Source organism: Psychrobacter sp., from assembly GCF_030457785.1.
Classification (GTDB): domain Bacteria; phylum Pseudomonadota; class Gammaproteobacteria; order Pseudomonadales; family Moraxellaceae; genus Psychrobacter.
Genome location: NZ_JAKDUI010000035.1, coordinates 1 through 15438, shown reverse-complemented (window position 1 = coordinate 15438; position 15438 = coordinate 1). Strand labels below are relative to the sequence as shown.

The following is a 15438-nucleotide window of genomic DNA, read 5'->3' as shown; positions in this document are numbered from 1 at the left end:
GCAATGACTATATATTCATATATTTGCAACAATATTAGCACAAAACTATTATCAATTAATCAGTCAATAAAGACGCCGAAAATTCTAATCAATAGTCCCATTACGTTCAAAGGTTGGTAAATTGAGGCCAGGGGGCTTATGCATCCAGATGTATACAGCCTTACCGGCTAAGTTATCATCTGGAACGAATCCCCAAAAACGACCATCAGCACTACGATCACGATTATCACCCATCACAAAATACTGCTTTTCTGGAACAGAAATACGCCACTCGGTACCTGCTGAACTAACGACTTCTGGTGCTTGCTGTTGCAAAAACGGGGCGTATTGCGCACTGTTAGTATTACCTAGGTAACGTACGAGGTGCTCATTATCACCCTGCGTTTCTTGAAAATACTGCGCACCGCCTTCTTCTTGCTGTCCCATTGCAGCAGCATCCTCTTCGCTCAGTACTTCACCAGTAGCAGTCTGTCCTGGTAGATAGAGCTGTGACGTCAACTCAGTATCAGCCACAAAGTCTGACGGTTGAGTCTCAACTGGCACATCGTTAATAGCAAGTATGCCGTCCTTATAACTGACGGTATCGCCAGGTAATCCAATGACTCGCTTTATATAATAAATACTGGGGTTTTCAGGATAACGAAATACGGCTACGTCACCGTGTTCTGGCTCACCCGTGTCCAGCACTTTGTTGTAAGTTAACGGCAATCGGACGCCGTATGCATACTTATTGACTGCGATAAAATCACCAGTATATAGCGTAGGCACCATCGAAGACGAAGGAATATTAAAAGGTTCAATCAAAAACGAACGCACTACTAACACGATTGCCAATACAGGGAAAAAGTCATAAGCCCAGCGTACCAGTAAGCTTTCTTTACCACGCCCCCGAGTTTTACGCTGCTTTAGTGTTAGCTTATCTAACAACCAGACTATACCTAGACCGATGGTGATCGGCACCAAAATCAAATTGAAATCAAAATCCATACTTAATTGCCTATTACCGAACGGTTTGTCCCGCTGCTATATTGATACAACCGACCACATTTGACGTATTGCGTGCAAGGAATCTTTTAAAGTAGCATGCACCATTAGCTATCGACTTGTAACACGGCTAAGAAGGCTTCTTGAGGAATTTCCACACTACCCACTTGCTTCATGCGTTTTTTGCCCGCTTTTTGCTTAGACAACAACTTTTTCTTACGCGAGACATCACCACCATAACACTTAGCAAGGACATCTTTACGCATGGCCTTGACCGTGCTACGACCGATGATTTGGCTACCAATAGCTGCCTGAATCGCCACATCAAACATCTGGCGCGGAATCAACTCTTTCATTTTGGTTACCAACTGATTACCACGGAAGCGCGCTTGATCTTGATGTACGATCATCGCCAGTGCATCTACTTTATCACCATTAATCAGCACATCAACTTTCACCAGTTTGTCAGCTTGATAACGCTCAAAGTTATAATCCAACGACGCAAACCCTCGAGAGACCGACTTTAAACGGTCAAAAAAGTCCATGACCACTTCACCCATCGGAACATCAAAAACCAGCTGCACTTGATTACCCATGAAACGCATATCAACTTGCACACCACGACGCTCGATACATAGGGTCATGACGTTACCCAGATAATCCTGTGGTACCAAAATCTGACAGCGCGCAATCGGTTCACGAAACTCTTCTACATTGTTTGGCTCAGGTAGTTTTGACGGGTTATCAACATAGATTGTCTCGCCATCTTTTTTGACGATCTCATAAATCACTGAAGGCGCAGTAGTAATGAGATCTAAATCATATTCACGCTCTAGGCGCTCTTGGATAATCTCCATATGTAGCATGCCTAAAAAGCCACAGCGGAAACCAAAACCTAACGCATCAGAAGTATCAGGCTCAAAAAATAACGAGGCATCGTTAATTTGTAGTTTTTGTAACGCCTCACGGAATTTTTCAAAATCATTGGCATCTACAGGGAACATACCAGCATATACTTGCGGTGTAATCTGTTTGAAACCAGGGATACGCTCCACGTCAGGCGTTTTTGAGTGAGTAATAGTATCACCCACTGGCGCGCCAGCAATATCTTTGATGCCGGCAATCACAAAGCCGACTTCGCCTGCCTCTAAAATACCGGTATCGACAGGCTTGGGCGTAAACACACCGATAGAGCTGACCGGATGCGCTTCTTTGGTCGATTTGATATAAATCTTATCGCCTTTTTTTACGGTACCTTGGCGCACACGCACCAAAGAAACAACACCCAAGTAACTGTCAAACCATGAATCGATGATTAGGGCTTGTAGCGGTGCCTCACGATCGCCAATCGGTGCAGGAATAACTTCGACCAAGGCCTCGAGCAGTTTGTCGACACCAAGGCCAGATTTCGCTGATACACGTGGTGCATCAATGGCTTCAATACCGATGATGTCTTCGATCTCTTGAATAACGCGTTCAGGCTCAACTTGTGGTAGGTCAATTTTATTTAGAACTGCCATAACCTCCAAGCCTTGATCCACCGCAGTGTAGCAGTTGGCCACTGACTGTGCTTCGACACCTTGCGCGGCATCGACCACTAATAGGGCACCTTCACAGGCCGCCAATGAACGCGATACTTCATATGAAAAGTCGACGTGACCAGGCGTATCAATGAAGTTTAGCTGATACCGCTCTCCATTTGGATGATCATAAAACAAGGTAACCGACTGCGCTTTAATCGTGATACCGCGCTCACGCTCGATATCCATAGAGTCGAGTACTTGTGCCTGCATTTCACGATCTTGCAAGGCACCGCACATCTGGATAAAACGATCGGCAAGCGTCGACTTACCATGATCGATGTGGGCTATGATTGAAAAGTTACGAATATTTGCTAATGCAGTCACAAAGCGCCTACTAAATTAAAGGTGATAGAGTTATAAGGTTCAAACAAGTACTGTCATGCGCAATTAACAGAGTCCATATATAACGAAAATCAATGTATAACGAAAGTGTCGAAAAGAGCACTGCTAAAGTAAACCAAGCTCTTTAATGTCCATTACTCATGACACCAAATGTTGTGCGCAAACAGAAAAGAGTATTCTAGCAGTTTTCCACTGTAAAGTAAGGCGATTTTATTGGCAGAGAGAGGATTGGCAAGTAACGTTACGAGCGAATAACAGGATAGACAGAAAACGGACTGGATGCGAGCTACCTAACAAAATCTAAAGCATCACTGAAGTACATCCGTTTTGGTTACCTCTGTCTCTTCGAAGTCACTCATGAACTTCAGAACCCAAGGAGACTTGCCATAGAAAGAGCCATTGAGCTGAGTTTGTTCTATTAGGTATTCACGAAATCGTAGATAAAACTCATTGTTCGGACTTTTAGGTTGCTGCCAAAAACTGTCCAGAGGCTTCTGGTCTGTCAGTTTTGGAATATCATAGATAGCACGGCCCATAACCTTGGTTGGTTTTTTGTGATATACCGACTGCAACCCTGTGGTGCTATTAATAGTAATCATGCCGATGCTATGTCTCATTAACGTGGGCAAATGCATGTCACAACCATAAAAAACACGACCAGCCACTTGGTAGCGCTCCGACAAGCTAACCACAAGCTCACGGTAATCTCGATGACCACGATCTAAAGGATGGTGCTTGAATACCAATAACTGCGATGTGTCTGCGTAATTAGCAAAGCTAGCAATAGTCTCGTCTATAAACTGCACCACATCACAATAATCACTATGGTGCGTAATCTGTGAGTCATTATGTACTTGCAAACTAATCAGAAAGTAATTATCACTATCTTGCTTCGTTAGCCTTTTTTGTAACCGTTTATCAGGAAAATAACTCTGCATCTTTCTCCATGGCGCTTTTAACCATGCTATTGCCTCTTGCCATGCCGTCATTCCTCGATAATGAGAATAGTGCGGATAGCGACCTCTGAACAACCAAGCCATAATATAATACACAATCGCAGCAATGCTTAAACGGTAAAAACGGTTGTGCGTATACAGTGGCTTATCATTGGCTTTTTTGAGAGATTTAATATCTATCATATCCAAACGTGAGTAACCGTTGATGCCATGCTCTTGCAGTGTGATGTAATCAGGACGCAGGTACCCTTCTTCAAATACGAAAAAAGAGACGCCTAATGCCTCACTGACTTGAGCAGCTTGGCTATGATGCGGGCGGCAATCCCCAAAGCATACCACTGCATCTATATTGTGCTCATCGATAAAGGTTAGCAGCCATGGTGAAAATTGCGCTAACGTATCGGTATACTCATAAGTATTGGGGTGGTGATAAAAAAACGCATCGCCAGCATTAAAATTAATCTTACTGACCTTGATATCTTGACCTTGTAAAAAAGTCGAAAAACGGTTAAAAAACCCACCCATTTTTCCCTGAAGCAGCAGAACATGTCGATGAGTGAGTAAGTAAGACATCGAAGCTGCCATAGAGTTATAGTTACCATTTTATTAGTGGGTGAAGGTAAGAATAAAAGATAAGACTGAGAGAGGCTGTAGAAATACAAAAGAACATACAGAATGAACAATTATACCTAAAAAAGGCATGACTGTCGCAAAGATTTTTGACTGTCATTGCGCCCGAACTACTAAGTTTCCCTATTCCCAAACTTCTGCCATTGATGACGCTGCTGCATAAAACGCGTCGCAGCTTGTCGTTTAAATGCTGTTAGCGATTGTGATAACGGTTTCGTTTTGATTGATAGGTTTGCAGTATCACCTATCAGGCGATCTGACTTCGTATCGTGGCTGGCAGTAGGATTAGAGTTAGCATTTTCATTATTATCTGTGCCTGAATATAAATAGTCAATTACCTGCTCGACTTGCGCAAGACCATAACCTCCTGGCAAGCGATATAAAGGATAACGGATAAGTGTGCAATACAGTAGCTGCTCAAGCGATAACGCGACATCACGTCTTCGTCTGGCTAAATAATCAGATTTGGGCAGTAACTGTGCATCCATATCTGTTGTTAACCCCCAACCTGCATAAAAAGGCACACCATAGCAAGTCACGCTTAGACCGCGCAGTAATGCTTCAAACCCAGTCAAAGAGCTGATGGTATGCACCTCATCTACTCGTTCCAAGCAATCAGGCATCGCCGTATCATACGCAACGGCATCTACCTCTCGCAAGCAACCTTTACCCACTTTGCCCGCTCGTAAGCCTGCTTCAACATCTGGGTGTGGCTTATAGATGAGATAAGCATCAGGATTGCATTGCCTGACACGTAAAATCAAAGCACTGTTTTTCTGAATAGCAGACCCACAGTGCCGCACTGACAAATCATCTTCGACCTGCCCAACGATAAGTATACGAGGTTTACCAGAGACCTTTGCCGTTTGTACCCAAGAGCTGTCTCGACCATTCGCGCCATCAATATCAGCGCCGACATTGTATTTACTTACCCGCTGACTCAGCAATTTGGCTTGCAATTTTCGTACTCGCTGGCGCTGCTGTGGAGTCAAGTCATCACAATGGACTAACAACGTCTCTAAATCTGAGGGCTGTGTCGCATCATAATAAATGCCCTGCTTATCTATCACCACAGACAAAGGTGCAAGCAGCGTCGCCCCCAAGCCATTTGAGCGAACAAACCCATCTTCCATGCAATAAACAGAAGGCCTCGTAACGGAAGAATCGCTGTTTTCACTCTGTCGCTTATTTTGGACGTATTGACGCTTTGCCAATCCCCAAACTAACAAAGGTCTCTTGTAGTTCACTCGAAAGTGGTCTGGATGCAGCAAGTTTTTAAGACGAGGTTTTGGTTTGATAAACAAATCAGTTCGTGGCAGGTCCACAAAGTCCTTAACAAACGGCAGCTTCCAACGGCTAAACTCATATACCATCAACGCCCCTGCCAGACGCGACTGCCAGTAACGATTGGTAATGATCCATTCAATCGCGGTATCAATATCACAGGCCTGTTTGGTTGATGGATCTACATAATGGCTATAATCAATATAAGCACTATAGAACAACGTTTCTAACGTCGCCTGCGTCTGCTTAGAAAATGACACAGGAAACAAAGCTGAGTTTGGATTTTTTCTAGATTGTAGCAGCTCCGTAGAAAGCGATTGCCGACGCTGGCTAACAGTCCTAAGTAAATTTTTTGGCGCACCACTATCATCCGTCAGCCCCCAACCACAGTACCAATTGACACCGAAACAATGTACCTCTTTTCCGAGCATCAAAGCTTCAAAACCCATGTGCGAGCTAACTGTATAAACATGCTCCACCTGAGCGAGCAAAGCAATAGGATTAACTGCTTGCGTCAAAACTTGAACGTTTTTGGGAAGCTTAAGACTTGTCAAATACCCAGACTTAGAAGCAGGATGTGCCTTTATCCAAATATGAGCATCCGGATGATTGCGACAGGCCGTTTTTAACATGCGTTTAAACTGACGCCGGTCCGCACCAGCACCTTTGATAGACGCATCGCCCGCGACCTGATCAATCAATAAAATGTGTGATTGCGGAGACTGTCTTTTAGGATCGTCGCTATTTTCGCGCACTAACGCATCTAATGACGGACAATACATTACAGCATTATATTTACTGAGCCTTGCATCGCAAATACGTGCCATCAGTTGCTTGGCGCGTTCATTATGTAGTAACTGTTTCTCGGGTGTGGCATCGCCTTTGGAGCGTGCGACAACTAGCCTTTCGAGGCGCGAAGACTGAGTGAGGTCAAAGTAAATACCAATATCATCAACCACCACACTCAAACCGTGGCGGCTGCTGAGTCCTGAATCCAATGAACGTAAAAAGCCATCTTCGACACTTAGTGCTTTGATATTTTGTCGCTTAGCAATTTTAAAGGCACGTTGATAGCTTTTCTTGTGCCCCCAACCGATAAAAGCCGCGGGTTTATTTAGAAGAGTTTTTGGAGGGGTTATAGAAAGGTAAGAGCTCAAAAAAGGAGAAAGGTGATTATTTATGGTCTTGGGTAGCGGCAGTTTTTCCTTTACTTTTTGCGGCAGCCCTGACCATGGATACCAACGCTGAATATCTGCTTGTAACACTTGAGATAGCAATAAGTTATTACGGCGCATGCCTCTACCGACAACTGCTAATCGATTCGGCACTAGGTGCTGAGTTGATGGCAAAGAAAGCGTATCATCAGCGTCAGAATTGGCTGATTTATTGACGTCATCTACTACGCTTCCTGCCATTATTTATACCTTTCTAAATGGCTAATGCTTCAACGTACTTAGCCAATAGTTACTATTACCGTTCTAAACTTACTACAGGTCTAATACTACTTTAGCTGCGATAGCCAGCTGGTATACAATTTGCGATAAACCACGAGCTATTTCTATACGTCTGGTTTTGACTTCTGGCAGTACCATGATTTCATCACCTTGTTGGATACGGTAAGCGGTATTAACCACGTTGCTAGCACCGTTTTGATGAATAACCAAAATTTCCTCTGTATCCGCATTATCGCTAAAGCCGCCTGAGTTGGCAACATAGTCACCAACGGTATAATCGGGGTTGAAAGTAAGTGCACCTTGTGCTCTTACCTGACCATTAACCGTAATCACCGAGGTTTGTTCTGGAATCTCAATAATATCGCCTTGTTGCAAGATAATATCTTGCCAAGCGTTTTCTACGACAACAATACGACCATCGGGCTGCACGTCGCGTGCCTTAGCAATAAACTCTTTGACTAAAGCAGCATCATCTTGACGCAGCGCCGCTTCTTCACGAGTAGTCGACTGCGTAGAAAGTGTCATCTCCTCTAAGCGATCCAGCGACTCATCGATCATACGTTTTTGTTGCTCAGCTACCGACTCACGATAAATCGTTAAATTGGTTAGCTTGGCCAATGGAGTAGGTTGCAACTGCGGCATAACGTCTTTAAGACGAGCACCAGCTGGCACAACCATAGCACCATTACCAGTATGCGCACCCTGTACCTGCACAGCAATAGTACCTGCATAGCGATCTGAAGTGACTACCATATGATCGCCGTTATAGACGGGGATGTTTTGTGCTTCACTCAGTGAGTAGTACTCCGCTGTCTGTGCCCGTCCAGCACTACGAGTAATACTGACATTAGTAGCATTCGCTGCTGGGTTGGCCACTTGTAATACATCACCAATGTTCAAATCATTGACATCAAACTCAAAGGTATATTCGTTTTGTACCTCTCCGCTGATATCGAAAGTTTTCTTTTGCGGCGCAACAGTAATCACATCGCCATCACGAAATGAGAACGCCTCTAATTGACCAGCCAATAAAAAATCATACAGATTGACTTGCTGCAAGATTTGACCGTTACGTTTGATTTGAATATCGATATAACTGCCTCGGCCTGGATCAACACCACCCGCTCTGTCTAAATAGGATAATACCGAGTCAGCTGCTAGGCCGCCATAATAGCCAGGCTGTTTCACAAAACCTGTCACAAACACCTTTACTGGCTGTGCTTCTTCTAATGAAGCATAAACGCCAACGTTCGAGCGATAAATATTATTGACAGCGCTTTTGACCACATTTTGCAGGTTGCCGTTTTGCACCCCAGAGATACGTACTGGACCAACGTTTGGCAAGAAAATATTGCCTTGTGGGTCTACGGTCATGGTGGCTGCGTACTGATAGGCACCCCACATGCGCACTTGTACATTATCGCCTGGGTTGATCACGTAGCTATCATTAAAGGTAGAGCCAGAAGTCGTCGAAAAGGCACCGCGGAATAGCTGCTCACCAAACATCATATCTTGAGTACTGATGTCTTGATAAGGACGCGTGGTATTAATCACTGACTGACTAGGCAATCCTGCGGCGTTAACTGCTTCTTGCGCAGTAGCTTGAGCTGGCACCCCGCCAGAAAAGGCTGATGAGGTATTACTGGTGTTATTACTGCTGTTACTGCTAGTACCAAAGTTAGATCCTGACACTTGGTCGGCATAACTACTAGCAGCCGTTGCTGACATGCTAGCCGTTGCCATCGCTGCACTTATCATTATTACAGTAGCACGTGGTTTCATTTTCATGGATTACATTCCTTTACTGATCGATCGATCATTACGGGTATTTGGTTCGTCAGACTGAACTACTCAAAACTAGCTGCGATGATCGCGGACAACTGCCATCACCAGACGTACAAATCCGTAAAATATCAATAACAATGCTAGTGATGTCCAGATTATGTAGGCACGGCGCGGATATAACGCCTCTTCAGCCTCATAAGGAGTTGATATCACCACCAAATTCTTCATCTTTTTAAAGGCTTCTAAGCGCGACTGCTCAAGTGATGATAAAGACAGTTTATACAGCTCGGTGGCAAAATCCACGTCAGCTTTTATGGTTTCAAACTGCACTGCCTGACGGTTTAACTTAGTGGTGCTTGGTGATGTCAGCTTGGTCTGTTCCTGACCAATTTGTTCCTCAACCGCTTTGATCTGGCTTCTCACCGAGACCACTTGCGGTGCATCTGGGTTTAGATAGCTAAGTAGCTGTCTCTCCTCTGTGCGTAACGAGCTCAATTGTGCTTGCAGACTACCGATCAGCTGATTAATGATTTGCGCATTGGCCTGTGGGTCATAAATTTCATTGGTATTTTGATAGCTTAGCAGTTCTTCTTTGGCGTCATTTAGACGCTCTTCCGCTTCGTCTAACTGAGTTTCGGTAAAGACAAGCTGATCACGCGCGACCTCTTGTGAAATACGGTTAACAAACTCTTCAGATTCGTCCAAGATGGTTTGGTTGAGCGCCAAGGCATATTCTGAATCAAACGCTTCTGTCGATACTGACAGCACATAGCTTTGTTCATCGAGGTTGATATGAACACGTTTTTTGAAGTAATCAAGTAAATCCTCTTGCGACGCTTCGGAGTCGATCTCATTGAGTGGGTCTGAACCATCAATGTGATAAGCTTCTCGGAAATTAAACTCATCATCCAGACGCTTAATCATATCGTTAGATAAAATATATTCCATCAGATAAGTAGCATCTTCCTTGCTGGTGCTGTTGACGCCCAAAAGAGCAGCCAAACCACCAGTAGAAGGCGCGCTTGACTCACTGACTTGCTTTACCACCACATCAGCGGTCGAGACATATCGAGGATGAGCCAGCGTCATGACGTAAAAAATCACTAGCACCCAAGGAATGAGCACCAAGCCAATAAACAGCGAAAAGCCAATTATCTTACTTTTTTGCTTTGTGTACATGCTTTTTATAAACCTCAATCGCTTCTGTTACATCATCATAGACATGTGCTGTTTGATCCATTAATACAATACCAACATCACAGCTTGCGGTTATATCTTTCAAATTATGAGACACCATGAGTACGCCCGAGGTGTCCTTTCGTGCCTTCAAAATCTCTTTAGACCTTTTCTTAAAGGCGGCATCCCCAACAGCACCTACTTCATCCAACATATAATAATCGAAATCAAAGGCTAGGCTTAAACCAAAGACAAGCCTGGAGCGCATACCTGATGAATAACTACGGACTGGCATATCAAAGTAGCTGCCAATATCAGCAAACTCTTGGACAAAACGAATTTTTTCATCAATATACGGACCGCTAGAGTACAAACGACAAACAAAACGTACGTTTTGACGGCCGGTTAAGCTACCTTGGAAGCCACCTGCCACGCCGACTGGCCAAGAAATCGTCGAATCCGTGATAATCTCTCCATGATCTGGCTGGTCAAGACCGCAGATAATACGTAGCAAGGTTGACTTGCCTGCACCATTGCGGCCCAGCAAGCCCACACTTTGCTTATCACCAATGGTCAGGTTTAAATCTTTAAATAAATAATGCCGACCTTGCTTGGTCATAAATGACTTAGACACATTTTTTACTTCAATCATTTATTTACCTTTTAGATAGCCCATACAATTAGATCTAACGAGAACGAATCATACCTCGTTCAGCATACTTATAGAGCAATAGTCCTACGAAGTTCACTGCAAACATCCATTTAAGAAAGTAGCCGATATCAATATGATACATCGGATAGTCAGGTGCAAATGCATGACGCATAAGCTCAATATTATGAATGAAAGGATTATAGAGCAAATAGCTAAAAAAGGGCTCAGGAACGATATGAATCGGATAGATAACACCTGAAGTAAAATATAATATCGTAAAAACCAGGCTCATTACTTTACTAATCTCTCCACCATAGTAGCCAACGACCATCATGATTAAAGCTACACCAAAACTAAAGATAAAAAAGGTGATCCAACAAAACAGTATGATATGCAGGCTACCCAAACTGGCATAAATATCAAAAAAGGCCAAACCCAGTAATAATAATATTGAGGTAAAAAAATAAATAATCAGCTCTAAAAACGAACGCGCGATAACCACATCAATGTGCCTAATCGAGCGATACATCAAAAGACCTTGGTTTGCCTCAACTGCTCCCAGCGCCCTAGTCCCTATCTTTGCAAACATACGGAACGGAACCAAACCTGCGACCAGAAACAAAGAATAGTCCATGCCAGGTACCAGACGCTCACGAATAGCACCAAATATGACTAAAAAAACTAATACCTGAAACAGTACTTCAAGCGGTGCCCACAAATAGCCCAAACGATAGCCACCAAAGCGGGTTTGCAGCTCACGCATGAGCAAAGCATGAAAAGCAGCACCCATGACTTTAAGGCCACTACGATGCTTGATAGGACGATAGGGAGGTAATTGTACAGACATGGCGTTACAGTGCTTTACCGAAAACAGTCTCTATGATAAGTAAGCGGAACGTAAGTTACAAGAAGTAATCTGTGTTTAGACGGATAAAGCTATAGTTCGGCAAGAAACCTGTAATTAACTGATACTTGCTACTTCTTGAGTGGCGTGCTTTTACAGCCTATGCTGCAGAATTTTGAATTTTTTAGGCAAAAAAAAGCCAATCATAAATGATTGGCTTTTAAAAACTGATGAGATTTTTAATATATGGTGGCGATGGAGAGACTTGAACTCTCGACCTCACGATTATGAGTCGTGCGCTCTAACCAGCTGAGCTACATCGCCATTTAAGGCTCGGTATATTACCGATAGATGTGGATATCGTCAACCCCTATTTGGCATTTTTTGCAAAAAATATGAGTTTTCATCGGATAGATGGTCGCCATACATATGACCAACGATATAAAACGAATAATAGAAATTGGTAAACCGATAAGCCGGGTTCTGTCGTGGACGATCATTCCTCTAGGCATATCATTGCTAATATGCTCAAGCAACCTACCCGCATCGAACGCGGGCCGCGCCATGCCGATGCCTATTTGGTCTTGCTACGCGTGGAGTTTACCATGCCGTGAGATGTTGCCATTCACGCGGTGCGCTCTTACCGCACCCTTTCACCCTTACCTCGTTAGACGAGGCGGTCTACTCTCTGCTGCACTGGTCGTCAAGTTACCCTGCCCAGCTGTTAGCTGGCACGCTGCCCTATGTAGCCCGGACTTTCCTCCCCTGTGCAACTGTTGCCAGTATACAGCGGCGATCGCCTAGTCTACCAAGGGCGACAGTATAGCAAACTTATTGCCATTTGCGCATGTCTTTTATGCTTAATTGACCATAAAAACCGCCAGCAAGTATATTTATATTCCCACCTGTATTCCTATCTATAGTTACTGGCCTATAATACGCTTGTATTTAGCCAATAAGTCTCCTTCGGTTTCGACGTGGTTGGGGTCTTTAGGAATGCAGTCAACGGGACAAATCACCACACACTGCGGCTCGTCAAAATGACCCACGCACTCTGTACATAAGTCTGGATCGATGACATAAATATCCTCGCCTTCTGAGATGGCCTCATTCGGGCAAGCGGGTTCGCAAACGTCACAGTTGATGCATTCGTCAGTGATTAACAATGCCATAAACTGCTCCTTATATTTGACTGATACAAACGAAACCAACCGATTGATGCAGGTTTTAAACGATTTCGATAAATAAATGCAGGCTATGTGAGACTAGACACCATAAAAAGCTACTAGTCGGTCGTGAGGCTATTGATCAAGCTCTAGCTTTTTAGCAAATGCTAACGACACCCCAGGCGGGACGAATTTATTCACATCGCCGCCCAGTTTTGCAATTTCTCGAATCATCGTCGATGAAATGAATGAATAATTCGGCGCTGGTGTTAAAAATACCGCCTCAAAATCTTCGTCAAGCTCGCGATTCATATTTGCCAACTGGAACTCGTATTCAAAATCCGACATTGCCCGCAGACCACGCAAGACAGCGGTAGCGCCTTGAGCACGCATGAATTCGACGAGCAAACCCTCAAAGCCGACGACCGATACTTGTGGCAAGTCAGCAAACTCTGCCTCGACCAAAGCGACACGCTCCTCAAAATTGAACAAGGGCTTTTTGTGGTGTCCTGAAGCGACGGCGATGACAACTTCATCAAACAATTTGGTTGCTCGCATGACTAAGTCGACATGACCATTGGTAATCGGATCAAAGGTACCAGGATATAAAATTTTGGTATGCAGCTTTGAAACATTGGCAGAAGTAGATTGGCTCATAACATGGTTTACATAGTCAATAATATTAGGCTATATGCTAGCAAATTTTACCCAAACTTAATACTCATCTGCTACATTTGTCCCAACAGCACACTTACCTTTCGGCTACAGGCTTTGCTACAATAGCTGGTTCGACTCATCCAACATATAGACCTATTTAATTGAGGATGAGGAACTGTAAGACGAGGGTGTGTAAGACTGATACCCTTTTGGAGAAATTATGTCAAAAAAGTCAAAAAAACCAGACAATCAAATCTGCTCGAACAAAAAAGCACGTCACGAATACTTCATCGAAGAGACGTTTGAGGCAGGGTTGTCATTGCAAGGTTGGGAAGTCAAAGCCATCCGCGCTGGCAAAATGTCGATTACCGAAGCATACATTATATTTCGCAATGGCGAGGCATTTTTGTTTGGCGCACATATTCAGCCATTGATATCGAGCTCAACCCATGTGAGCCCCGATAGCATCCGTACTCGCAAACTCCTGCTCAACCGTCGTGAGATCGATAAACTATATGGCGCTGTTAATCAAAAAGGCTTTGCCTGCGTGCCACTATCTTGCTACTGGAAACGATCGATGGTGAAATGTCAGATCGCCCTCGCTGTCGGTAAAAAACAGCACGATAAGCGTAAAACGCTCAAAGACCGTGATTGGGAGCGTGATAAGCAGCGCGGTTTTAAACAACATTTGGATTAGAGCGTGTTTTAATAACGCACAAAAAGGACGATTCAGCTCAATGTTGAATCGTCCTTTTTATTGGAGCAAGTGTCAGCAGTTGTTTTGCTTATGCTGCCTGCTCTTTTGTAGAGCTTGTAGAAGATGGCAACATTTTACGAGCGCGGCTCAGCTGACGAACGCCATGCACAATCAAACAAGCAATGCCAAGCCAAATCAAACCATAGCTATAAATCATCGCTGATTCAAATGGATTGCCCAATACCGTGACAGCCAATACAAACAATAACGCTGGCTCTAAGTAACTCATCATGCCGTATACATTGACTGGCAGTAGTTGGCTCGCATCCACATTGGTTTTCATGGCCAAGACACTGAGTACACCCAATCCAGCCAGCATCAAGATAAAGAAGCTTGAACCACCAACCAGTGCAACGCTACTCGGCGCAAATAACAACAAATAAGCCAAAGCAAATGGCGCAAAAATGGTTAAATCTACTAATAGTCCAGTCAACGCCCCAATACCCTGCATACGACGTAAAATATAATAGACAGGATACGTCCCACAAACCCACAACGTCGCCCATGACACACTTTGTGTGCGTACAATCTCACTGCCGACGCCCAGTGCCGCAAAGCCAACAGCCAACCACTGTAAGCGGCTGAGCTTTTCACCAAATAAGATACAACCAAAGACCACCATCATCAGAGGGAACAAAAAATACCCCATCGCCGTTTGCACGCCTTGACCATTAACCGGCGCCCACATAAATAACCAAAACTGACTGAGAAATATCGGGGTCGGCAGTAGTAACCAAGCCCACTGTTTAATACCTCGGATCTTTTTTAACTGAGTCATATGCAGACCCAAACGCCCGCTAATCACCAGATAGCCAATCAGCGCAGCCCACATCGCCAACATGCGCCAAACAAAGACCTGTGTCCCTGACAACGGTGCCAAAAAGCTGCTATACGCATAAAGCACGCCAAATAAAACATTTGATAGCACCGCCAGTGCGACGCCCAATATTAGCGTACGTTGTTGGGTGGTGCCCGCTGCCCAGATATTAGGCACTGGCAAGCGCGACAGGGCACTAGCGAAAGTGTTGGTGAATACTGTGGAAAGCATCGTAGACATAAAAGCACCATAAGTTTGAGTAGAAATTAGAATGCTAGCCATGAACTTCTATTTTTTATGTCATATGTCAGCTGATAAATACTATTCTACCTGCAACTTTTGATATATTAT

General features: G+C 44.1%; 12 protein-coding genes, 1 tRNA gene and 1 other RNA gene. 1 reads left to right on the top strand and 13 read right to left on the bottom strand.

Annotation, left to right across the window (positions count from 1 at the left end; genetic code table 11):
- Positions 1-84: 84 nt before the first annotated feature.
- The 12 genes from lepB to coaD form a co-directional block, all read right to left on the bottom strand.
- Positions 85-987 (bottom strand): signal peptidase I, encoded by a 903-nt coding sequence (gene lepB, locus L0J61_RS03280; protein WP_301464889.1) that lies wholly within the window; start codon positions 985-987, stop codon positions 85-87.
- Positions 988-1091: 104 nt separating this feature from the next.
- On the bottom strand, positions 1092-2891 hold the full coding sequence (lepA, locus tag L0J61_RS03275) for a translation elongation factor 4 (RefSeq protein WP_301464888.1): 1800 nt from the start codon (positions 2889-2891) through the stop codon (positions 1092-1094).
- Between the two features lie 326 nt (positions 2892-3217).
- Entirely contained in the window at positions 3218-4438 is a 1221-nt protein-coding gene (locus tag L0J61_RS03270) for a capsule biosynthesis protein (RefSeq protein WP_301464887.1), read from the bottom strand.
- Positions 4439-4608: 170 nt separating this feature from the next.
- The gene (locus L0J61_RS03265) at positions 4609-7194 is read right to left on the bottom strand and encodes a capsular polysaccharide biosynthesis protein (protein WP_301464886.1); all 2586 of its coding nucleotides are present in this window, start codon (positions 7192-7194) and stop codon (positions 4609-4611) included.
- 72 nt (positions 7195-7266) lie between these two features.
- Positions 7267-9021, bottom strand: a complete 1755-nt coding sequence (locus L0J61_RS03260; protein WP_301464885.1) for a polysaccharide biosynthesis/export family protein — start codon at positions 9019-9021, stop codon at positions 7267-7269.
- A gap of 69 nt (positions 9022-9090) precedes the next feature.
- Positions 9091-10197, bottom strand: a complete 1107-nt coding sequence (locus L0J61_RS03255; RefSeq protein WP_301464884.1) for a capsule biosynthesis protein — start codon at positions 10195-10197, stop codon at positions 9091-9093.
- Positions 10175-10846 carry an ABC transporter ATP-binding protein gene (locus L0J61_RS03250; RefSeq protein WP_301464883.1) on the bottom strand — a complete coding sequence of 224 codons (672 nt, stop codon included), beginning with the start codon at positions 10844-10846 and terminating at the stop codon, positions 10175-10177. The genes L0J61_RS03255 and L0J61_RS03250 overlap by 23 nt, the downstream gene beginning before the upstream one ends.
- A gap of 34 nt (positions 10847-10880) precedes the next feature.
- Positions 10881-11693, bottom strand: coding sequence for an ABC transporter permease (locus L0J61_RS03245; RefSeq protein WP_301464882.1), 813 nt, complete (start codon positions 11691-11693; stop codon positions 10881-10883).
- Between the two features lie 244 nt (positions 11694-11937).
- Positions 11938-12014 (bottom strand) — tRNA-Met (locus L0J61_RS03240).
- 132 nt (positions 12015-12146) lie between these two features.
- Positions 12147-12502: RNase P RNA component class A (rnpB, locus tag L0J61_RS03235), an RNA gene on the bottom strand.
- Positions 12503-12613: 111 nt separating this feature from the next.
- Positions 12614-12862: a YfhL family 4Fe-4S dicluster ferredoxin gene (locus L0J61_RS03230; protein WP_301464881.1), complete on the bottom strand. Its 249-nt coding sequence runs from the start codon at positions 12860-12862 to the stop codon at positions 12614-12616.
- 129 nt (positions 12863-12991) lie between these two features.
- Complete coding sequence (gene coaD / locus L0J61_RS03225; RefSeq protein WP_301464880.1) at positions 12992-13513, bottom strand: pantetheine-phosphate adenylyltransferase; 522 nt, start codon at positions 13511-13513, stop codon at positions 12992-12994.
- A gap of 220 nt (positions 13514-13733) precedes the next feature.
- Between coaD and smpB the strand changes: the two genes are divergently transcribed.
- Positions 13734-14210, top strand: a complete 477-nt coding sequence (gene smpB, locus L0J61_RS03220; protein ID WP_301464879.1) for an SsrA-binding protein SmpB — start codon at positions 13734-13736, stop codon at positions 14208-14210.
- Positions 14211-14298: 88 nt separating this feature from the next.
- On the opposite strand, the gene rarD is transcribed toward smpB, so the two are convergent.
- Positions 14299-15327: an EamA family transporter RarD gene (gene rarD, locus L0J61_RS03215; RefSeq protein WP_301464878.1), complete on the bottom strand. Its 1029-nt coding sequence runs from the start codon at positions 15325-15327 to the stop codon at positions 14299-14301.
- Between the last annotated feature and the right edge of the window lie 111 nt (positions 15328-15438).